Annotated in this window: 17 protein-coding genes; 8 read left to right on the top strand and 9 right to left on the bottom strand. The window is 62.6% G+C overall.

Going from position 1 to position 20997, the window contains the following annotated elements; genetic code table 11:
• The first annotated feature begins 24 nt into the window (after positions 1–24).
• A complete protein-coding gene (locus ACZ5M5_RS30500) occupies positions 25–651 on the top strand; it encodes a glutathione S-transferase family protein (RefSeq protein ID WP_103307934.1) in 627 nt (208 codons plus the stop codon).
• A 92-nt stretch (positions 652–743) separates the two neighbouring features.
• Here the strand turns inward: ACZ5M5_RS30500 and ACZ5M5_RS30495 are convergent, their stop codons facing one another.
• The 8 genes from ACZ5M5_RS30495 to ACZ5M5_RS30460 are packed head-to-tail and all read right to left on the bottom strand — an operon-like array spanning position 744 to position 9747.
• Positions 744–1874, bottom strand: a complete 1131-nt coding sequence (locus ACZ5M5_RS30495) for a glycosyltransferase family 4 protein (protein WP_103307935.1) — start codon at positions 1872–1874, stop codon at positions 744–746.
• Positions 1875–3005, bottom strand: a complete 1131-nt coding sequence (locus ACZ5M5_RS30490) for a glycosyltransferase family 4 protein (protein WP_464738394.1) — start codon at positions 3003–3005, stop codon at positions 1875–1877. It abuts the gene before it with no gap.
• On the bottom strand, positions 2996–4363 hold the full coding sequence (locus ACZ5M5_RS30485) for a glycosyltransferase family 4 protein (protein ID WP_464738393.1): 1368 nt from the start codon (positions 4361–4363) through the stop codon (positions 2996–2998). Before ACZ5M5_RS30485 ends, ACZ5M5_RS30490 begins: the two co-directional genes overlap by 10 nt.
• A complete protein-coding gene (locus ACZ5M5_RS30480) occupies positions 4360–5625 on the bottom strand; it encodes an ABC transporter ATP-binding protein (RefSeq protein WP_464738392.1) in 1266 nt (421 codons plus the stop codon). The genes ACZ5M5_RS30485 and ACZ5M5_RS30480 overlap by 4 nt, the downstream gene beginning before the upstream one ends.
• Positions 5625–6422 (bottom strand): ABC transporter permease, encoded by a 798-nt coding sequence (locus ACZ5M5_RS30475; RefSeq protein ID WP_092168198.1) that lies wholly within the window; start codon positions 6420–6422, stop codon positions 5625–5627. The genes ACZ5M5_RS30480 and ACZ5M5_RS30475 overlap by 1 nt, the downstream gene beginning before the upstream one ends.
• The gene (locus ACZ5M5_RS30470) at positions 6422–7864 is read right to left on the bottom strand and encodes a mannose-1-phosphate guanylyltransferase/mannose-6-phosphate isomerase (protein ID WP_464738391.1); all 1443 of its coding nucleotides are present in this window, start codon (positions 7862–7864) and stop codon (positions 6422–6424) included. Before ACZ5M5_RS30470 ends, ACZ5M5_RS30475 begins: the two co-directional genes overlap by 1 nt.
• Before the next feature lie 3 nt (positions 7865–7867).
• Positions 7868–8836 carry a GDP-mannose 4,6-dehydratase gene (gene gmd, locus ACZ5M5_RS30465; RefSeq protein ID WP_464738390.1) on the bottom strand — a complete coding sequence of 323 codons (969 nt, stop codon included), beginning with the start codon at positions 8834–8836 and terminating at the stop codon, positions 7868–7870.
• Positions 8833–9747, bottom strand: a complete 915-nt coding sequence (locus tag ACZ5M5_RS30460; protein ID WP_060739938.1) for a GDP-mannose 4,6-dehydratase — start codon at positions 9745–9747, stop codon at positions 8833–8835. Before ACZ5M5_RS30460 ends, gmd begins: the two co-directional genes overlap by 4 nt.
• A 425-nt stretch (positions 9748–10172) precedes the next feature.
• On the opposite strand from ACZ5M5_RS30460, the gene ACZ5M5_RS30455 reads away from it, so the two are divergent.
• From ACZ5M5_RS30455 to ACZ5M5_RS30425, 7 genes are all read left to right on the top strand, one after another.
• Entirely contained in the window at positions 10173–11798 is a 1626-nt protein-coding gene (locus ACZ5M5_RS30455; RefSeq protein ID WP_464738389.1) for a glycosyltransferase, read from the top strand.
• A complete protein-coding gene (locus ACZ5M5_RS30450; protein WP_060739940.1) occupies positions 11792–13084 on the top strand; it encodes a glycosyltransferase in 1293 nt (430 codons plus the stop codon). The genes ACZ5M5_RS30455 and ACZ5M5_RS30450 overlap by 7 nt, the downstream gene beginning before the upstream one ends.
• Positions 13081–13950, top strand: a complete 870-nt coding sequence (locus tag ACZ5M5_RS30445) for a class I SAM-dependent methyltransferase (protein WP_060739941.1) — start codon at positions 13081–13083, stop codon at positions 13948–13950. Before ACZ5M5_RS30450 ends, ACZ5M5_RS30445 begins: the two co-directional genes overlap by 4 nt.
• The gene (locus ACZ5M5_RS30440; protein ID WP_103307943.1) at positions 13947–15101 is read left to right on the top strand and encodes an acyltransferase family protein; all 1155 of its coding nucleotides are present in this window, start codon (positions 13947–13949) and stop codon (positions 15099–15101) included. Before ACZ5M5_RS30445 ends, ACZ5M5_RS30440 begins: the two co-directional genes overlap by 4 nt.
• Positions 15095–15907 carry a class I SAM-dependent methyltransferase gene (locus ACZ5M5_RS30435; protein WP_072407604.1) on the top strand — a complete coding sequence of 271 codons (813 nt, stop codon included), beginning with the start codon at positions 15095–15097 and terminating at the stop codon, positions 15905–15907. The genes ACZ5M5_RS30440 and ACZ5M5_RS30435 overlap by 7 nt, the downstream gene beginning before the upstream one ends.
• A 177-nt stretch (positions 15908–16084) precedes the next feature.
• Complete coding sequence (locus ACZ5M5_RS30430; RefSeq protein WP_464738388.1) at positions 16085–17278, top strand: DUF3142 domain-containing protein; 1194 nt, start codon at positions 16085–16087, stop codon at positions 17276–17278.
• Entirely contained in the window at positions 17265–19415 is a 2151-nt protein-coding gene (locus ACZ5M5_RS30425) for a hypothetical protein (protein ID WP_464738387.1), read from the top strand. The genes ACZ5M5_RS30430 and ACZ5M5_RS30425 overlap by 14 nt, the downstream gene beginning before the upstream one ends.
• Positions 19416–19550: 135 nt before the next feature.
• On the opposite strand, the gene lpdA is transcribed toward ACZ5M5_RS30425, so the two are convergent.
• Positions 19551–20951 (bottom strand): dihydrolipoyl dehydrogenase, encoded by a 1401-nt coding sequence (lpdA, locus tag ACZ5M5_RS30420; RefSeq protein ID WP_103307947.1) that lies wholly within the window; start codon positions 20949–20951, stop codon positions 19551–19553.
• Positions 20952–20997 lie beyond the last annotated feature (46 nt).

Raw genomic sequence — 20997 nt, 5'->3', positions numbered from 1 at the left:
GCGTCACTTCCTGCGGAGTCGACCATGAACCCTATCAAGCACTATCACTTCCCGCTTTCCGGCCATTCCCATCGCGTTCAATTGATGCTTTCGTTGCTCGGGCTACCGGTCGAGGAGGTCTTCGTCGACTTGGCCAAGGGCGCGCACAAACAGGCGGGTTTCCTCGCGCTCAATGCGTTTGGCCAGGTACCGGTCATTGACGATGACGGCGTGGTGCTGGCGGACTCCAACGCGATCCTGGTGTACCTGGCGCACAAATATGGCAAGGGTCGCTGGCTGCCCACCGATCCAGTCGGCGCCGCGCGGGTGCAGCGCTGGTTGTCGGCGGCGGCCGGGCCGATCCATGCGGGGCCAGCCACCGCACGGCTGATCACGGTGTTTGGCGCGGCCTACAACGCCGAGGACGTGATTGCCCGTTCCCACGCTGTGCTGAAAGTCATCGATCAGGAATTGAGCCGTCGTGATTTTCTGGCGGGTGATACGGCGACTGTCGCGGACATCGCCGGCTACAGCTACATCGCCCACGCACCGGAAGGCAATGTGTCGCTGGAGGACTATGCCCATGTGCGGGCCTGGCTGGTGCGGATCGAAGCCTTGCCCGGGTTCGTGGGCATGCCGCGTACGGTTGTCGGGTTGCAAAAGCACGCCTGAAACAGACCCGGTGGTGAGGGGGGTATCTTCACTGTGGGAGCAAGCTTTGCTCCCACTCGGCAGAGATTTCGTCGCTCTATCGTGATTTGGTATCAGGCGTAGGAAAGTGCCTTTTCCTCCAGCAGTTCCTCGTACAACTGCACCCACTTTTGGCCCATCTCTTCGGAGGTGAACAACTGGCGGTAACGGGCTTCGGCCTTGATGCCCATTGCCTGGGCCTGGGCCGGGTTTTCCCACAGGGTGCGCATCGCCTCGCGGAAGGCCTCGGGGTTGCTGGGGGGCACCACCAGGCCGGTTTCGTCGTGGATGTTGATGTAGCTGGTGCCGGTGCCGATTTCGCTGGAGATCATCGGCTTGCCGAACATCGCGCCTTCGAGCAGGGAGATGCCAAAGGCTTCGGAGCGCAGGTGTGAAGGAAACACGATGGCATAACTCAGTTCCAGCAATGCGACCTTGTCTTCGTCCCCCAGGCGCCCGAGGAAATGCAGGTTACGCAGGCCCAGTTTCGTGGCCTGGGCATGCAGTTGCTTTTCCAATGGGCCGGCGCCCAGGATGACGACGGGGTAATCCACGCCTTTGAGGGCGTCGAGCAGAATGTGCAGGCCTTTGTAATAACGCATCACCCCCACGAACAAAAAGAAGCGCTCGCCCAGTTTTGCCTTCCAGTGCGCCATGCGCTCGGCGTCAGGCTGTGGATAACTGGTCTTGTTCAGGCCGTAGGTGATGACACGGGTCTTGGCGCTGTATTCCTTGAGCACATCGCTGGTATGAACATAGTTCGGCGAGGCCGCGACGATGCGGTCAGCGCCGTCCAGGAAGCGTCGCATCAGCGGCCGATAGAGCTTGAGCAGGTGCCGTTGGCGAACGATGTCCGAATGGTAGGTCACGACGTAGGGTTTTTTCACGGCACTGCAAAAGTGCACCAGGTCCATGAACGGCCAGGGGAAGTGGTAGTTGATCACGTCCGCTTCGGCGGCCAACTCACGGAATTTCTTGAACACGCTGTAGGAGAAACCGGTGGACGCCACTTGGAAGTCCATCCGGGCTTGGTGAACGACATGCTGTCGAAGCTGGATCGGTTCTGGTGATGGCTGCCCGCTCAGGGCCAACACAGTGTTATCGATACTCAGCCGGTCAGTGCTGTCGCAGAGTTGAAAAATCACCTGTTCGATGCCACCCATGGAGTCAGGCAAATAGGTTTTGTAGAAGTGCAGGACTCGCATTCAACCTCCCAAGGCCTGGCGATACGCGTGGGCAGTGACCTTTGCACAGCGTTCCCAGGAAAACAGCGCCGCCTGTTGTAATCCCGCCTCCCGACATGCTTGCCAGTGTAGGCGGTCTTCAATCAACCGCTCCATGGCGTCGCGCATGCCTTGCGGATCGTCGGGTTCGCAATAGATACCGGCCGGCCCGGCCACTTCCGGCATCGCCGAGCAGCGGGTGGTCATCACCGGCGTGCCACTGGCCATGGCTTCGAGCACCGGCAGGCCAAAACCTTCGTAGTACGACGGGAACACCAGTGCCCGTGCTCCCGCCAACAAATGGGCGACCTGTTCGTCAGGCAGGTAACCTGCCAGACAAACATGACCGCCAGCCAGGGCGCGTTTCAACTCATCATTGAGCTGCGCCTGTTGCCATCCGCTCATTCCTACAATGAACAAAGGAAAAGCCTGACGTAGGGATTCAGGGAGCCCGGCATGGGCGCGCAGGGCCAACGACAGGTTCTTGCGTGGCTCCAGGGTGCCGACACAGAGGAAGTATCGGCCGTGCTCCAGGCCATGGGCTTTGAGCACGGCGTCGATCGCTTCCGGTTCGCGCGGGTGGAAACGTGCCGCGACCCCCAGTGGCGCGACCCTCAGGCGCTCGGCGGGCAGGCCGAAATACTGCTGGGCTTCATCGGCGATGAACTGCGAGTCGGTCAGGATCAGCTGCGCCTGCTCCACTGCGCGGCTGAGTCGTCGCTCGATTTCCTTCAGGCGTGCCGGTGGTTGCGTCTCGGGGTAGCGCAGGTGCGTCAGGTCATGGAGAGTGATCACCGTCGGCCCTTCGAAGGCCAGCGGCCACAGGCTGGGCTCGTGATACAGGTCGATAGCTTTTGAACGACCTTGATCGAAGCGTTTCTGCTCCAGCCAGCGCCGCGCCTGGTAGGCGCCCGGAACCCGTCGCAGCAAGGGGCTCAGCCTTGAATAGCCAGGCTTGGCGGTTGGCGGCAATTGCGGGCTCCAGCCCCAGCCGTGGAATAGCGACAGCTGTACATCCGGTTCCCGGGCCAAGGCCGTCGCCAGTTCCGCCACGTAGTGGCCGATGCCGGTGCGTGGCGCCTGGAGAATGCGTGCGTTGAGGGCTATCCGCATGCTGTTTCCCTGTCGACGATCACTTCGTCGACGTGTCGCTCGATCCGCTCCACCAGTTGCGCGCTGGCCTGGCGCCAACTCAGCCATTGCCATTGCTCCAGGTTGCGCCTGGCCGGGAATACCCCGGTGTGTTCCATGTCGATGACCAGGTTCGCCAGGCTTTGGGGATCGTCGAGATCGAAGTAGACCATGAAGTCACCGCCGATTTCCCGAAATACCGGGATGTCGCTGCCCATCGCCGGCAAGCCGCGTTGCATGGCCTCCACCAACGGCAGGCCGAAGCCCTCCACGTAGGACGGGAACACCAGTGCAGTGGAGTGTCGATAGGCGTGTTCCAGGCTTTGGTCCGCCAGGTTGTTGAACATGAACAGGCGGCTGTCGAGTTGTGGATGACGTTGGATACGTTCGATCAGGGCTTCGCATTTCCAGCCGATTTTCCCGACGATGCATAACCGTGCTTGTGACCCGGCGGCCCAGGCCCGCTCGAACGCATCGATCAGGTAGGCATGGTTTTTCCGCGGTTCGATGGTGCTGACCATCAGGAACACCGGCTCGGGGCGCTTGAACAGCCGCAGCAAGTTCGGGTCGACGGCGTGAGTGGCGTCGATCAGGTCCAGTTCGCTGCCCAAGTGGAAATAGTCGAACCAGCGCTCGCGCACCTGTTGCTCGCCAATACGCCGGACCATTTCCTGGCGAAGCTGGTCGCGGATGGTGGTGGAGATGGCGATGTAGCCGTCGGCGGTGCGGGCAATCCAGTCGAACCAATGGTTGAACACCTTGACCAGTCCGGCGTCGCAGAATTGTGGGTGGGTCAGGGGAATCAGGTCATAGATCACCGAGATGATCCCGACGCCATCACGCTTGAGCTGTTCGGCCAGGGGAAAGAAACCTGAGTGCCAGGAAGAGTCCAGCAATACCAGTTGATCGCCGGCTCGATGTGCCAGCGGTACGCTGCGCGCCGGGGCAGGCTTGCGTTTGAGCAGACGATCGAGGATTCGAATGGGCAGGCTCAGGCACCCCAGGGCGAACAGTCGGCAAGCAACGTACAGGAAGCGGCGCGCCCAGATCGACTGGCTGAAGGGGCGCTGCTGTTCGAGGGACCGATGTCTGACCCAGAACAGGTTGGCGAACTGTAGCAGCCGTACTCGCAGGCCGGCCAGATCCAGTCCGTCCGTGGGCAGGGGAGCCAGGCTTATCACTTCATACAGCTTGCCCTGCAGCATCACCACGGGAATGCATTCGCGGTCCTGGTCCTTGGCCGGTAATTCGCGAATGACGTTGCGCACCACTCGCTGAATGCCGGAGTTGTCATTCGGGTGGTCGTATACGTAGGTGCAATCCACCAGCAGACGGCTCATGGCAACTCCTTTTGCGGCAACGCCTCGACGGCCGTCTGGCTCGAACGCTGGATACTGGTCCGGGCCTGGAGCCAGGAACAGCCGACGAAATCCTCCTGGCGATTATTGATGACGTGAAACACCAACCCATAGTCGCGCCATTCGAAATTACGGTCCAGGTGCGAGTCCAGTCGCGACAGGCTGAGCGCGACGGAGTAATTGCCCTTGCCCAGGCGCATGTCGAAACTGAAACGGAAGGTGATCTGTTCGCCGGCCTTGAGGTCGGTCACGGCTTTGTCCTGGCGATGGGTGTTGATGCCGTACATGGGCTGGCCAAGGCGGTCCTTGATCAAAAAGCCCAGCACCAGCCGCTCGATGTCCTGGCGGATTTCGACCCGCACTTGCAACACCATTGGCTGGCCGATCTCGGCCACTTCCACCGACTGCCCCTGGCTGTTGAGCAATTGCACATCGACGATGCCGGCCTCGCCGGTACCGGAAATCGTGCGTATCTGGCCGTTGGCGAGCATTTCCTGGCGAACCACCTGGCCCTCGCGCTGGGCCAGCATCGCGTTGTAGTAATCCATCACCTCTTCCGGCTTGCCGCGCATGGCCATGCGCCCGTGTTCGAGCAGGATGGCGGTGTCGCAGATCGACTGGATCGCCGAGCGATCGTGGGACACGATCAGCAGCGTGGTGCCGGCCTTGCGGAAGCTGCGGATGCGCTCGAAGCTCTTGTGCTGGAAGTAGGCATCGCCCACCGACAGCGCTTCGTCGACGATCAGGATGTCCGGGCGTCGGGCGGTGGCAACGCTGAACGCCAGGCGCATCTGCATGCCGCTGGAATAAGTGCGTACCGGCTGGTCGATGGCCTCGCCGATTTCGGCGAACCCCTCGATCTCGGGCATCAACGCTTCGATTTCCTCCACGTGCATCCCCAGCAACTGACCGGCCATGAACGCATTCTGGCGGCCGGTGAAGTCAGGATGAAAGCCCATGCCCAATTCCAGCAACGCGGCGACGCGGCCTTGCAAGTGGATGTGGCCGCAGGTGGGTTGGGTGGTGCCGGTGATCATCTTGAGCAACGTGCTTTTGCCGGCACCGTTGACCCCGACGATGCCGACGGCTTCGCCGGGCTGGATCTCGAAGTCCACACCTTGCAGGATCCAGTGCAGTTGATGGCGCTGGCGGGAAAAGGGGATCAACCACTCGAACAGCCGGCTCCAGCGGTTTGGATACTGCTTGTAGGCCTTGCCCAGGCCGGTGACGCGCAAATGTCCCATCAGAGTTCATCCACCATTTCACCGCCGCGCCGGCGAAACATGCGCAGGCCCAAGGCACACAACAACAGGGCCACCACCAGCAACGGCACCAGCGAACTCCAGACCGGCCACTGGTTGTAGAGAAACAGGTTCTGGTAGCTCTGCATCAGGGCGGTCATGGGGTTGAGGGCGAGCAGTTGCTGGATCGATGGCGGCAGGATCGTCATCGGGTAAACGATCGGTGTGAGCCAGAACCAGAATTGCAGGCAAATGCCGAACAACTGCCCGACATCGCGGAAAAACACATTGAGGATCCCCAGCAGCATGCCCAGCCCGGCGGCGAACATCACTTGCAGGGCCAGCAGCGGCACCAGGGCCAGCAAGGTCATGCCTGGCCAGCGCCCGGTGATCAGCAGGAAACCGAGAAAGAGCCCGAGGATGATCGCGAAGTTGATCCCTGCATTGAACAGCACGATCACCGGCAGGCAGATCCGGGGGAAGCTGATCTTTTTCAGCAGGTTGGCGTTTTCCAGGAACATGCCCTGGCTGCGGGTGGTGATTTCCGCGAACAACCCCCAGGTCAGCAGCCCGGCACAGAGGTAGACGCTGTAGGCCATGCCGTCTTCGACCCCGGGCAGGCGGGCACGCATGATGTGGGAAAAAATCACCGTGTAGACGAGGATCATCGACAACGGGTTGAGCACCGTCCACAACGCGCCGAACAACGAGTTGCGATAGCGTGCCTGGAACTCGCGCTTGACGCTGCCCAGGACGAAGCCGCGATAGCTCCACAGTGAGCGTTGCAAGGCCAACAGCATCAGACGGCCCTGCCGTAGTGGTCTTCGAAGCGGACGATGTCGTCTTCCCCGAGGTATTCGCCGCTCTGGACCTCGATGATGACCAGGTCGATGACACCGGGGTTTTCCAGGCGATGCTTGTGGCCGGCGGGAATGAAGGTCGATTCGTTCTTGGCGACCAGGTGCGAGCCCGAGCCGTTATTGGTGACCTTGGCCATGCCTTCGACGACTACCCAATGTTCGTTGCGGTGATGGTGCATTTGCAGCGACAGCGATGCGCCAGGCTTGACCACGATGCGCTTGATCTTGAAACGTGGACCTTCTTCGAGGACGGTATAACTGCCCCATGGACGGCTGACCGTGCGATGCAGGCGATAGGCTTCGTGGTCCTTGTCCTTGAGTTGCCGGGCGACGCGGCGAACATCCTGGGCGCGGTCGGCATGGGCCACCAGCACGGCGTCGGCGGTGTCGATGATGATCAGGTTTTCCACGCCCAGGGCGGCCACCAGGCGGCTGTCGCTCTGGACGAAGGTGTTCTGGCTGTCGATAAACAGGGCTTCACCGGTGGCGCGGTTGTTTTGCCCGTCGGCGGGTACCAGGCTGGCGACGGCGCTCCAGGAACCGATATCGCTCCAGTCGAAGTCGGCCGGGATCACCACGACATTGGCTGAGCGCTCCATCAGGGCGTAGTCGATGGAGATGTCCGGCATTTCGGCGAAATGCGCCGCGGACAATTCCTGCTGCACACAACCTGAGGTTTCCACCGCCGTGCTGGCCGTGACACAGGCGCGCGCCTGTTCCAGCAGCTCGGGAGCGTGGGCGTGCAGCTCCGCCAACAGGGTCTTGACCGAGAAGCAGAACATCCCCGAATTCCACAGGAAACGGCCACTTTCCAGGTACTGCGTGGCGGTCTGCAAGTCGGGCTTTTCGACAAATCTCACGACCTTGGCCGCGCCCTTGGTATCCAGGGGCTGGCCCCGTTCGATATAGCCGAAGCCGGTTTCCGGCGCCGAGGGCAGCACGCCGAAGGTCACCAGATGGCCGTTTTTGGCCAGCTCCACGGCGTGCTCAACGGAGGCCTTGAAGGCCGCCTCGTCCTTGATCAAGTGATCGGCAGGCATGACCACCAGGATCGCCTCGTCACCGTGCAGGGCCTGTACCGCGAGGGTGGCCGTGGCAATGGCCGGCGCGGTGTTGCGGCCTGTCGGTTCCAGAACGAAGTGACCGCGATAACGCTCCAGATGGGCGCTCTGATAGTGGTCGCGGCTCTGGAAGTAGTACTCGCGATTGGTGACGGTGACGATGTCGCCTCGACCGTCGAACAACCCCGCCGCCCGCCGATAGGTCTTGCTCAGCAGCGACTGGCCGTCGGGCAAGAGCATGAAAGGCTTGGGATGGCCCTCGCGGGACACCGGCCACAACCTCGTCCCGGCACCGCCGGAAAGAATCACGGGAATGAGCATGGCCTACTCCTTGGCGACGCGTTTCATGTCCGCATCCATCATCATGCGGATCAGGGTGTCGAGGTCGGTCCGAGGCTTCCAGCCCAGGACGCGTTGTGCCTTGGCCGGGTTGCCGAGCAACACCTCGACTTCGGCCGGGCGGAAAAACGCCGGGTCGATCTTGACGAAGTCACGGTAGTCCAGGCCCACGTGTTCGAAGGCAATCCTGCACATCTCGCGCACGGTGGTGGTGACGCCGGTGGCCACCACGTAATCATCGGGGCTGTCCTGTTGCAACATCAGCCACATGGCTTCGACGTAATCGCCGGCAAAGCCCCAGTCGCGCTTGGCGTCGATATTGCCCAGGCGCAATTTCTGCTGCTTGCCCTGCTTGATGCGCGCAGCGGCATCGGTGACCTTGCGAGTCACGAACTCGATGCCGCGCAGCGGTGATTCGTGGTTGAACAGGATGCCGCTGCTGGCATGCAGGCCGAAGCTTTCCCGGTAGTTGACGGTGATCCAGTGGCCGTACAGTTTCGCCACGCCATAGGGGCTGCGCGGATAGAACGGGGTGTGCTCGTCTTGTTGCTCGGCCTGGATCAGGCCGAACATTTCGCTGGTGGAGGCCTGGTAGAAGCGGGTCTGCACACTGAACTGGCGAATGGCTTCGAGCAGGTGGGTAACCCCCAGCCCGTCGACGATGCCGGTGGTCACCGGCTGGTCCCAGGAGGCCGCGACGAAACTTTGCGCGGCCAGGTTATACACCTCGTCCGGCGCCGACTTGATCACTGCCCGTTGCACCGAGCAGGCATCGGCCATGTCACCGTCCAGGTAAACGATGTCCTGTTCGATGCCCATCTCTCGCAGCCGCCAGCGCGAATCGCTGCTGCGTCGCGCCACCAGGCCGTGGACTTTGTAACCCTTGTCGAGCAGCAACTTGGCCAGATACGCGCCGTCCTGGCCGGTGATCCCTGTGATCAATGCACTTTTCATTCTTGTTGTACCCGTATCTCCCAGTCGGACAGGATCGTCCGCAAGGATTGTTGTGTTGTTGTTTCGGGCGTCCATCCGGTGGCCTGTCGTAGCTTGGCTGGGCTACCACAGACGCGACGCTGTTCTGCGCGGCGAAGACGCGCAGGGTCCTGGATAAGTTGCACATCGACCTGGGCGAGATCGCCCAGTTGTTCGATCAGGTTGCGAATGCTTTGCTCGCGCCCCGAGCAGATGTTGTAGACCTGCCCCGGGGTGCCTTTTTCCAGCAGGGTCAGGTAGGCCGAAATCACATCGCCGACATCGAGGAAGTCGCGGGTCACGTCGATATCGCCCACTTGCAGCCGGGCCGGTTGCAGGCCCAGCTTGATCCGGCTGATCTGCCGGGCGGCGCTGGCAATGACGAAGCTGTCCTTCTGGCCGGCACCGATGTGATTGAACGGGCGGGCCACCAGCACCGGCCAGCCTTCGCTCATGCCCCACTGCAGGCTCAGCAGTTCGGCCGACAGCTTGCTCACGGCATACGGGTTGCGCGGGGCGGGCGGTTGCAGTTCGGTAATCGGCAGTCGGTCTTCACCGACCTGGCCATAGACGTCACCGGAGCTGACATACAGGAACGTCCCGGTGAAACCCCGGGCCTTGAGGGCCTGGAGCAGGTTCAAGGTGCCCATCAGGTTGATGTGCAGGGTGCGCGCCGGATCGCGGAAGGCTTCGGGCACAAAGGTCTGGCCTGCCAGGTGGATCACGGCGTCGGGAAGCTCGGGCCAGAGGCCCTCCAGGGTCTTGGCGTCCGTCAGGTCGTAGCGTGCGGCGACAGGCATCACCTGCCACGTCGAATCATGACCGTTCAGTCGAGATTTGAGGTGACGTCCAACGAAACCGCTGAGGCCCGTAACGAACAGACGTTTTTTCAAGCACCAGCTCCCCTGATGGTTGCTTCGTCTATTGCGAACTGAGTGGGAAATTTCCGTAAGATCGGGGAAAAGCCACTCAACGATTAGCCTAGAGAAGCGTTTGTTGTAGTTGTTTGGTTGCCAATCTGTGCCAATTTTGCAGCAATTTCAACAGCGCAAACCGTGACTGGTCAGTTCTCATATTTATAGCTGGTTTATTCTCGCCGGGCGGTTCACGAACCCTTGGCGGATGTGTTTAGAATGCCCCTCGTCAGGCTGTCCCTGGTTTCGATCTTCGAGAGGAACCCCAGGAGCAGGACCATAAAAAAACAAGAACGAGACGGGTAGCGAGATGAACGACGCGTGGCGGCCCCGGGCCGGCTCGATGCGTGACTCGACCGTCATGAAGTGGGGCTGCCGGGACGGCGGCGCCATGATGGGATGCCATGAATTTCATTCTTTACTCGGACGTAAACGACCACTCCATCAGCCAGAGCCTCGGCCGCCCTGAGTACAGCTATTACTTCGTGCTCAAGGCCTATCGTCCCGTGCTGGAAAGCCTGGGGCCGGTGCATGTGGTGTCGTCGGTTGCCGAGGTCGATCCGCTGTATCAGACACTGCAGCAGGCCGGGCAGGACTGCTTGTTCCTTTCGTTTTCCCCCCCGCACAAGACGCCGCTGGACCTGCTTTGCCCGATGGTCTGCGTGGTGGCCTGGGAGTTCGATTCGATCCCGGCCGAGCACTGGGACGACGACCTGCGGCATGACTGGAGTCGCACGCTGGCCCGTCATGGCCGGGTGATTACCCTGTCCAGCCATACGGCCGAGGCGATCCGTCGGACCTTGGGCGAGGATTTCCCGGTATTGGTATTGCCCACGCCGCTGTGGGAGCGTTTCGCGGCGGTTCGCGAGCAATACCCGAGCCTGCCGATCAACCCGGGAACGACCTTGCAGATCAAGGGCTGCATCATCGACAGCCTGCCCCTCGGGCTGTCGGCCGATGGCTTGATCGCACCGATCCTCGAAGAAGTGCCGGAACCGGAACCGGAACCAGAGCCGGAACCGATCATTGAGCCACCCCCTCTGACTTGGCGGCGGCGCGCATTCATTTCCCGCCATTACCTGCGCGAAGTCATCCGCGCCTTCAGCGGCAAGCACGAGCAGGGCCCCGTGTGGCTGTGCAAGCACAACCTGCTGTGCTGGTATCGCGAGGCGGTCCGCGACCTGGTCCCCGTGCCGGTGCGCGTTGCCATCAGCAGGGTCCTGAGAGGGCCGGCACCGCTGCCGGTGGCCGTCGAGCCCGTTCCAGAGCCTGCCCCCGAACCGGCGGCACCGGCACATCCCCAGGCCGTGCTGCCGGATACCCTCCAAGTGGTGGAAACCGAAGTCAGCGGCGTGGTGTACGTCAGCGTGTTCAACCCCGATGACGGGCGCAAGAACTGGCATCAGTTGGTCACCGCATTCTGTTGGGCCCTGCGTGACGTCGAGGACGCCACGCTGGTGCTGAAAATGACCCAGAACGACCTGTCGACCTACTACGTCGAACTGTTGACGCTGCTGTCCCAACTGTCGCCGTTCAGTTGCCGGGTGGTGGTGATGCACGGTTACCTGGAGGACGAACAATTCGCCCGGCTGTATGGCGCGGCGAGTTTCTACGTCAATGCGTCCCGCTGCGAGGGCCTGTGCCTGCCGTTGATGGAGTTCATGTCCTGTGCACGCCCCGTCATCGCGCCGGACCACACGGCAATGCGCGATTACATCGACGCCGAGGTGGCCTTCATCGTCAAGTCCAGCCGCGAACCGACCATCTGGCCGGAAGACTCGCGCATTTTGTATCGTACCCTGCGCCATCGACCCGACTGGGGCTCATTGAAACTTGCCTACCAGCAGAGCTACGCCATGGCCAAGCACCAGCCGCAGGCCTACCAGGCCATGGCGGTTGCCGCGAACGAGCGGATGCGCCGCTATTGCGCGTTCGCCCCGGTGCAGCAGCGCCTGGCGGATTTCCTGGCTGAGCCAGGTTGTGACGAAGGGCTGCCGCTGGCGGTCCAGGCAGGTACCGCCTCATGTTGATCATCATTTATTCGGAAACCAACCAGAGCAACATTCTGGAAAACCTCGGTAAGCCCGAGTACAGCTATTACTTCGTGCTCAAGGAGTTTCGCCCGGTGCTGGAGCGGTTGGGGCGGGTGGTCGAAGTGACCCGGCCTGACGAAGAGGTCGATCAGCTGTACGCCGATTGCCTGGGGCGTGGCGAGGATTGCGTATTCCTGTCGTTTTCACCGCCTCATCGCACCGCTGCCCACTACGCTTGCCCGACGATTCCGGTGTTCGCCTGGGAATTCAGCACCATCCCTACCGAAAGCTGGCAGGGCGAGGCCCGGCACGACTGGCGAGTGGTCTTGGGCGCGACCGGCATGGCGATCACCCATTCCAGCTTCACCGTCAACACCGTTCGTGAGGTGATGGGCGCGGACTTTCCCATCGCCGCTGTCGCCGCGCCGGTATGGGACCGCTTTGCCGCCCGTGGCGCGGTGCTGGCCCAGCGGCCGACCGTGGATCACATGCGCCTGCAATTGCGTGGCCTGCTGATTGACAGTCGCACCACCGACCTGCGGCCTTATGGCCCACCGGTGCACCAGGCCGGCACGCCGCTGGTGCTGGACGGCCCGGCCGAGGATTGCGAGTTACTGCTGGACGGTGTGATCTATACCTCCGTGTTCAATCCCTACGACGGGCGCAAGAACTGGAAGGACATGATCAGCGCATTTTGCGCGACGTTTCGCGATGTTCCTGACGCTACCCTGGTGCTCAAGCTGACCCACCACGATGTCACCGCCGCGCTCACCGACATGCTCCACCACGTCTACAAGAACCAGTCGTACCGCTGCCGCATCGTGCTGATCCACGGTTACCTGGCGGACGCGGACTACGAACGGCTGGTGGAAGCCACCCGGTACGTGGTCAACAGTTCCTATGGCGAAGGGCAGTGCCTGCCGTTGATGGAGTTCATGTCCTGCGGCCGTCCGGCAATTGCGCCGCTGAACACGGCGATGGCCGACTACATCGATCACGACAATGCCTTCGTGGTGGATTCGACCGAGGAATTGACCGCCTGGCCCCACGACCCGCGTGCGGCTTACCGGACCCTGCGTTATGTCACCGATTGGGACTCGCTGTGCTCGGCCTACCGCGCCAGCTACGACGTGGCTACAAATGATCCCGAGCGGTATCGCCGCATGTCGGCCCATGCCGTGCGCAGCCTGGAGAAATTCTGCAGCCAGGCCAACGCCGAGCAGCGCTTGCGGGCGTTTTTCGAACAACTGTCCGAGCGTCGCCGGAACGCGACGCAGCCATGATCCGGCGATGGCTGGCCGGGCGCAGGCCTGTGGCGCCTTCGCCAGCGCCGACGGTGGCCGTTTCGCCCCGGGATGCCGGCCTCTACGACGCGATGCTCGACGGCTGGTTTCGCAGTGAAACCGGCGAATTGCTCAAGGGCTTTGCCATCACGGCCGACGATACCTTGCTGGATGTGGGCTGCGGAGAAGGTGTGGCGACGCTGTTTGCCATGCGCCAGGGTGCGTCCGTGATCTTTACCGACAGCGAACAGGACAAGGTGCGCGACCTGGCTCGCCAAGTCGAAGCCCAGGCCGCCGCGCCGTTCCTGGGGTTGGTCAGCAACAGCTTGCCGCTGCCCCTGGCCGATGGCTGTGCGAACAAGATCGTCTGCATGGAGGTGCTCGAGCATATCCATGAGCCTGAGCCGTTCATGGCCGAGCTGGTGCGCATGGGCCGACCCGGGGCGCAGTACCTGCTCAGCGTGCCGGCCTCGGTGGGCGAGCATTTGCAGCAAGGCATCGCGCCGCCGGGCTACTTTCAAGCGCCCAACCATGTGCAGATTTTCAGTGCCGAACGATTCGCCGCGTTGGTGGAGGACGCCGGGCTGGTGATCGAGCATCGCCAGGCCAGCGGGTTTTTCTGGGTCATGGGCATGATTTTCTTCTGGGCCAGCGAACGAGCGGCCGGCCGGGACCTCGAGGGTGCCGTGCGTGACCGTATCCAGGCGCCGTATCCACCCTTGATGGAGCGCTGGGCGAGCCTCTGGCAGGACTTGCTGACGCAACCCGACGGCCTGGTGATCAAGCAGGTGCTGGACCGGTTCATGCCCAAGAGCCAGGTCATCATCGCGCGTAAGCCCGATCCTTCTTCCGGGAGTACTTCATGAGCGGCAAGCGGATCCTGGACATCGAATTGCTGCGCGCCGTTGCGGTGATCGGCGTGCTGTTCCATCACCTGCAAGGCATGCCGTTTCCTGGCGGATGGCCGCGCCTGGCGGCCCTGGCCGACAGTTTCCAGCTGTGGTGGGGCGTGGACCTGTTTTTTGCGATATCCGGGTTCGTCATCGGGCGCAGCCTGATCCCGCAATTGCGTCGCTGCGACAGCCCCCGGCAATTCTGGGCCGTCACCCGGGATTTCTGGATTCGCCGGGCGTTTCGCCTGTTGCCGTCGGCCTGGCTCTGGCTGCTGCTGGTGTTGTTCGCGGTGTTTTTCCTGAACCGTTCCGGTGCGTTCGGCAGCGTGCAGGCCAACCTGCAGGCGACCCTGGCCGGTTTCCTGCAATTCGCCAACCTGCGTTTTGCCGATGCCTTCATGCAGTATGAATACGGCGCGAGCTTCGTGTACTGGACGCTGTCGTTGGAAGAACAGTTCTATCTGATCCTGCCGCTGCTGGTGTTCGTCTCGCGCCGCTATTTGGTGTGGGTGCTGCTGGCGGTGGTGCTCGTGCAGTTTTTCACCTGGCGGGCGCTGTGGCTGTCGGTGATCCGTACCGATGCCTTGGCGCTGGGTGTGTTGTTGTCGATCTGGAGCCTGCGGTCCAGCTACTGGCGCTTCGAGCCCACGTGGCTGCGCCGCCCACCCCTGGGTGTGCTACTGGTGCTGGGCCTTGGTGGCGTGATGGCCTGGATCGCCACCGAGCACTTCAATTTGTCGTTCTACCGTCTCGGGGTCATTGCGGTGCTCAGTGCCGTGCTGGTCTGGGTGGCCTCTTACGACCGGGATTACCTGTTGCCCCGCGGTCGGCTGAAAACGGCGCTGACCTGGGTGGGCAGTCGTTCCTATGGGATCTACCTGATCCACATCCCGGTGTTTTTTCTGCTGCGCGAGTTGTGGTTTCGTTTCGCCCCCTTGGGCTCGCCGGACCCGGCAAGCCATCCCTGGCCGGCCCTGGCGTGTGCGTTGTTGCTGATCGGGCTGTTGAGCGAACTCAACTACCGTTGGGTCGAAATGCCCATGCGCAATCGTGGCGCACGGTTGGTTGAACGCCTGTCCGCCGCCCGAACCGTCCTTCCTGTTTCTGGAGCCCCGTCATGCTGAGCCTTTTGAAGAAACTCACCACGGGCACGCCCGCGCCCGCCGAACCGGTGGCCGAGAAAGTCGACCCGTACATGCTTGGGCTGCACGATGCGATGCTCAGCGGCTGGTTCAACCAGCAAACCGGCGAACTGTTCACGGGTTTCCCTGTGACGCCTGAGGACACGTTGCTGGACGTGGGATGCGGCGACGGCGGCAACGTGCATTTTTGCGGAATGCGCGGGGCGAAGATCATCATCGCCGACATCGACGCGGCCAAGGTCGAAGCCACGCGCCAGCGCTTGAGCGACACCCCTGCGCGCGGCGTCGAGTGCCATGTGACCGACTGCAATCCGCTGCCCATTGCCGATGCCACGGCCACCCGGGTGGTGTCCACAGAAGTCATCGAGCACGTCGACGACCCGGCGCAGTTCCTCGCCGAACTGGTACGGGTCGGCCAGCCCGGCGCGCTGTACCTGCTGAGCGTGCCGCACCCCAGTTCCGAAGACCTGCAAAAAGACATCGCCGCACCGGAGTACTTCCGCAAGCCCAACCACATTCGCATCATCAGTGAAGAGCAGTTCAAGGCGATGGTCAGCGAGGCCGGGCTGGAGGTGTTGAGCCACAGCCAATACGGGTTCTATTGGTCGATGTGGATGCTGTTGTTCTGGGAGGCCAAGGTCGACTTCAGCAACGCCGACCACCCGTTGCTCAATCACTGGGCCGACACCTGGCAAGCGGTGCTGAACTCACCGCGCGGGGCGCAGATCAAGCAGGCGCTGGACGCGGTGGTGGCCAAGAGTCAGGTGATTATTGCGCGTAAGCCTTGATGGGCTGTTAAAGAATGGAACCCTGTGGGACCGAGCCGTGGGAGCAAAGCTTGCTCGCGATGGCGTCGGGTCAGGTTGTATTGATGTTGACTGACCCACCGCTATCGCGAGCAAGCTCGCTCCCACAATGACGTGCTCGGCGTTAATCTGCACATCTTTTGCGCGCGGTAAGGTTTCATGACTGTTTTTTTCCGGCTCTCCCTGGCCCTCGCCGTGTTGCTTTTGGCGGGCTGCGAACAACCGCCACCCCCAGCCCTGGATCAACAGTTGTATATCTGGCAGCGCCAATGGACAAAGGCTCATGAGCCGGCGCTGCGCCAGAGCCGGGGCGATTTTTCCACGCTGCGGGTGCTGGCGTTGCAGGCTTTTCCCGGGGCGGGCTGGCGTCGTGCGCGGATCGACCCGGGCCTGCTCAAGGCGGACGGCCGTCCGCTGATCGCCGTGATTCGCCTGGACGGCCAGCTCAAGGCCTTGGACCAGGACGAGGTCATTGCGCAAATCCAGCAAGTGCTGGGCGATTGGCAAGCCCAAGGCCTGACCCCGGTGGGCGTGGAGGTCGACCACGATGCTGGCAATGCGCGGCTGCCGGCCTATGGAAACTTCCTCGGCCAACTGCGGCACAGCCTGCCGGCCAACCTGCGGCTCAGCATCACGGCGCTACCAGCCTGGCTCGACAGCCCCGCATTGCCGGGATTGTTGGAAACGGTGGACAGCAGCGTGCTGCAGGTCCACGCGGTGAGCGATCCACGGCAAGGGCTGTTCGATCCGAAACAGGCCCGGCACTGGGCACAACGCTGGAGCGAGGTCACCACGGGGCCGTTTTATCTGGCCCTGCCAGCCTACGGCGTGGCGCTGCTGACCCAGGAGAGCGGCGTACCGGTGGTGGAAAGCGAAGTGCCGATCGATCGCGGTGGCGAGCGTCGGGAGTTGCTGGCCGATCCGCAACAAGTGGCCGGGCTTGCGGCGGATTTGCGGGCTGATCCGCCGAAACATCTCGCCGGGCTGATCTGGTTTCGCCTGCCTCTGGCCGGCGACCGGCGAGCGTGGAGCCTGACCACGCTCGGCGCCGTCGCCCGGGGCGATCACCTGGACAGTCGCCTGGCATTGCAGTGGGAGGAGCAGGGCGGTTTGTACGATATCCGCCTGGTCAACCAGGGCAATCTCGACCGCCCCTGGCCCCAGCGCCTGACGTTGGCGGTCGGGGCGTGTGACGGCGTCGATGCCTTGGCCGGTTACACGTTGCAACAAACCCCCGGACTGCTTACCTTCACCCGCATTCAGGAAGGCCGCTTGGCGGCTGGTAGCCAACGAGCAATCGGTTGGGCGCGCTGTACGAAAATCGACCAAGGAGGTTTCAATGTTTACCCGTAAGTGGTCTCGTCACCTGCTGTGCCTGAGCCTGTGCCTGCCGCTGGGCCCGGCGCTGGCCTGCGGGCCGGATTTCCCGATGCGTCTGCTGGATAACCGCGCCCAGACCCTGGCGGAGTTGCCCGAAGGCAGCTTTCGCTTCGAGGTCAGCCGTCTCGGCCAGGCGATTGCCGGGCTCAAGCCGGCCACCGAGGCGACGCGCAACCCGGACTACAGCTATGACGACCTGCCTTCCTACATTGAACAACGCAACCAGGCCGAGCAGATTGGCCTGACCCCGCCGCAACAAGCGGTGGTGGAGCGCCTGCGGGCGCTGACCGATATCGACCAGGTAGCGGCCGAGGCAGCCAACTTGCCCGATGAGCTGCGCCTGTATGCGCTCGGCGCGACGGCTTTTAACGTCGGTGAGCATCAGCGCGCCGTGGAGGCGTTCCAGCAATTGCTGGCATTACCGGCTGACCAGCGACGGTTGCGCAGCACCTGGGCCGCGTATTCCCTTGGGCGGGCATTGTTTGCCGTGAGCACCGAGGCGGGCAGCGGCGACCCTGTGGCCTTGCAGGATCAGGCGCGAACGGCGTTTCGCCAAGCCCGGGAAATGAGCATCGCCGGGTTCAGCGATCCGCTGGAACTGGGCATCGCCAGCCTCGGCGAAGAAGCCCGGGTGGCCTACACCGCCGATGACTGGGAGAGCGCCATCGGTCTGTACGCGATCCAGAACCTGCTAGGGTCCCCGGTCGGCTACAGTTCGTTGCTGCAATTGGCACAACGCCTGAGCGTCGAGTCGGATGAACGCTTGAGCGAGCTGCTCAAGACCCAAGCGGTGCAGCGACTGGTCACCGCCTACCTGCTCAGCCGCGTTGGCTGGTGGGACGGTGAAGAACCTTCGGGTGAGAAAAGGTTGGTCAAACTGTTGCAGACCAACGCCCGGGACAACCTGGACGATGCTGACCGTTTGGCGGCGGTGAGTTACCAGCACGGCGATTACGCCAACGCCCAGGCGTTTGTGCAAAAGGCTTCCGACACAGGCCTGGCCTGGTGGGTGCGCGCCAAGCTGGCCTTGCGCGACGGCGACAAGGTGGCCGCGGCGGCGGCCTATGCCAAGGCTGCCCAGGCCTTTCCGAACGATGAGTCCTGGGGCAGCCGGCGCACACCGGATTGGAATTACGAATCGGTGCAACCCAAGTGCCGGGTCGAAGGGGAAAGCGCGATCCTGGCCTTGCAGCGCGGTGATTACCTGCAAGCCTTCGATCAGCTCTATCGCGGCCAGAGCAACTATTGGTACGACGCTGCCGCCGTCGCCGAGCGGGTGCTCACAGTGGATGAGCTCAAGCAGTACGTCGACGCTCAAGTCCCGGCGCCACCGGCGTTGAGCCAAGAGGACCGGGACAACTACGTGCCGCTGCCGGTGGCCGCCAGCTTGCGCAATCTGCTGGGCAGGCGTTTGCTGAGGGAAGGGCGCTTTGATGAGGCGCCGGCTTATTTCGATAACCCGGACCTGCAGAACAAGGCCCGTGCCTATGGGCAGTTGCGCCAGGACGCCGAGTCCAAGTGGTGGCCAACCCGGCGGGCCGAGGCGTATTTCCATGCGTCGTGGATGGCGCGCAAATGGGGTATGGAACTGCTCGGCTATGAGATGGCACCGGATTACGCCAGCCTGGGCGGCAATTACAGCCTGGAACCGGTCGAGTTGAACGTCGGGCCACTGGTGGCCGAAGGTGAAGTGCAACGCCAGCAGGCCAGCGCCGCGCAGCCGGACGTGCGTTATCACTATCGGTTTGTCGCCACGGCGCTGGCGAGCCAGGCGGCGGATTACCTGCCCCATACCAGCCAGGCGTTTGCGGCGGTGCTGTGCAAGGCGGTGGGGTACAACTCCAGCCTTGAAGAGCAAAGCGCGTTGTACCAGCGCTATGTGAAGGACGGCCCATACGTGGATTGGGCTGGGGATTTTGGTCATCAATGCCAGGAGCCGGACTTCGGCAAGGCGAACAAACGCTACGTGACCCAGGCCCTGGACCCGATCCGCTCGACGCTGCGACCTTACAAGGTTTGGCTGGAAGTGGGCGGGCTCGTGCTGGTGGTGGCGGTGGGGTTGGGGTTGATCAGTCGTCGGCGGCGCAAGGCCCGGATGTCAGCCTCCTGAGGTGAAGCACCCATTGTGGGAGCGAGCTTGCTCGCGATAGCGGCATTGCAGGCACTACCAGTGCCTATGGATGACCGCATCGCGAGCAGGCTCGCTCCCACAGGGGTGGGTGTTATCGCCCGTGGAGCGTTGTTCCTACATCTGCGTCGCCATCCCCTCCACATTCATGGCCGCCTGGCGCAACGCCTCCGAACGGGTAGGGTGCGGGTGGCAGGTCAGGGCGATGTCCTCGGCCGAGGCGCTGAACTCCATGGCCACGCAGTACTCCCCGATCATCTCACTGACGCTCGGGCCCACCAGGTGCACGCCAAGGATTTCATCGGTGCGCTCATCGGCCAGGACCTTGGCGAACCCTTCGGTCTCGTGGTTGATCTTGGCCCGGCTGTTGGCCGTGAACGGAAACTTGCCGACCTTGTAGGCGCGGCCTTCGGCCTTGAGCTGTTCCTCGGTCTGGCCGACGCTGGCCAGCTCCGGACGGGTGTAGATGACGCTGGGGATCAGCGCATAGTTAACCTCGGCGGCCTTGCCGGCGATCTGTTCGATGCAGGCCATGGCTTCGTCTTCGGCCTTGTGGGCCAGCATCGGTCCGGCCGTCACGTCGCCGATCACCCAGACGCCGGGTGCTTCGGTACGGTGATGCTGGTTGGCGAGCATGCCGCGTTTATCGGTGCTCAACCCGACGTTTTCCAACCCCAGCCCTTGCGTGTAGGGCCGTCGACCAATGGCGACCAGCACGTAATCGGCGTCCAGGGACTGTGCTTCGCCGCCCGCCGCCGGTTCGATCTGCAATTGCACACCGCTGGCCGAGGTTGTGGCGCCGGTGACCTTCGAACTCAACTTGAACTGGATACCTTGTTTAGCCAAGGCCCGTTGCAAGGTCTTGCCGGCCTCACCGTCCACGCCCGGGCAGATGCGATCGAGGTATTCCACCACGGTCACCTGGGCGCCCAGGCGCCGCCAGACCGAGCCCAGCTCGAGGCCGATGACGCCAGCGCCGATCACCACCAGATGCCGGGGCACCTCACCCAGGGACAAGGCGCCGGTGGAGTCGAGGATGCGCTGGTTGTCGATGGTCACGCCTGGCAGCGGCATGGGTTCCGAGCCGGTGGCGATGACGATGTCCTTGGCGGTGAGTTCGGTCTTGCTGCCATCGTCACCGGTGACGGTCACCTTGCCCGGCCCGTCGATGTGGCCCCAGCCTCTGATCCAGTCGACCTTGTTCTTGCGAAACAGAAACTCGATGCCCTTGGTCAGGCCCGTCACGCTTTCGTCTTTCTGCTTCATCATTTGCGCAAGATTGAGGGTAGGGCTGACCTCAATGCCCAAGTTGGCGAACTCCGTTCCCGTGGCCGCTTCGTACAGTTCCGAAGCGTGCAACAAGGCCTTGGAGGGCATGCAGCCGACGTTCAGGCAGGTGCCGCCCAAGGTGGCTCGACCTTCGACACAGGCGGCCTTCAACCCTAACTGCCCGGCCCGAATCGCCGCGTTGTACCCGCCGGGTCCACCGCCCAGAATGACCACGTCGTAGTTGCTCATCGCTGTTCTCCCGCTTGGCCTGATAAAAAATTATGATCGTAATATG

The organism is Pseudomonas sp. Van50, from assembly GCF_055390755.1.
The sequence above is the reverse complement of the archived record's forward strand: the minus strand, read 5'-3'. Positions and strand labels throughout refer to the sequence as shown.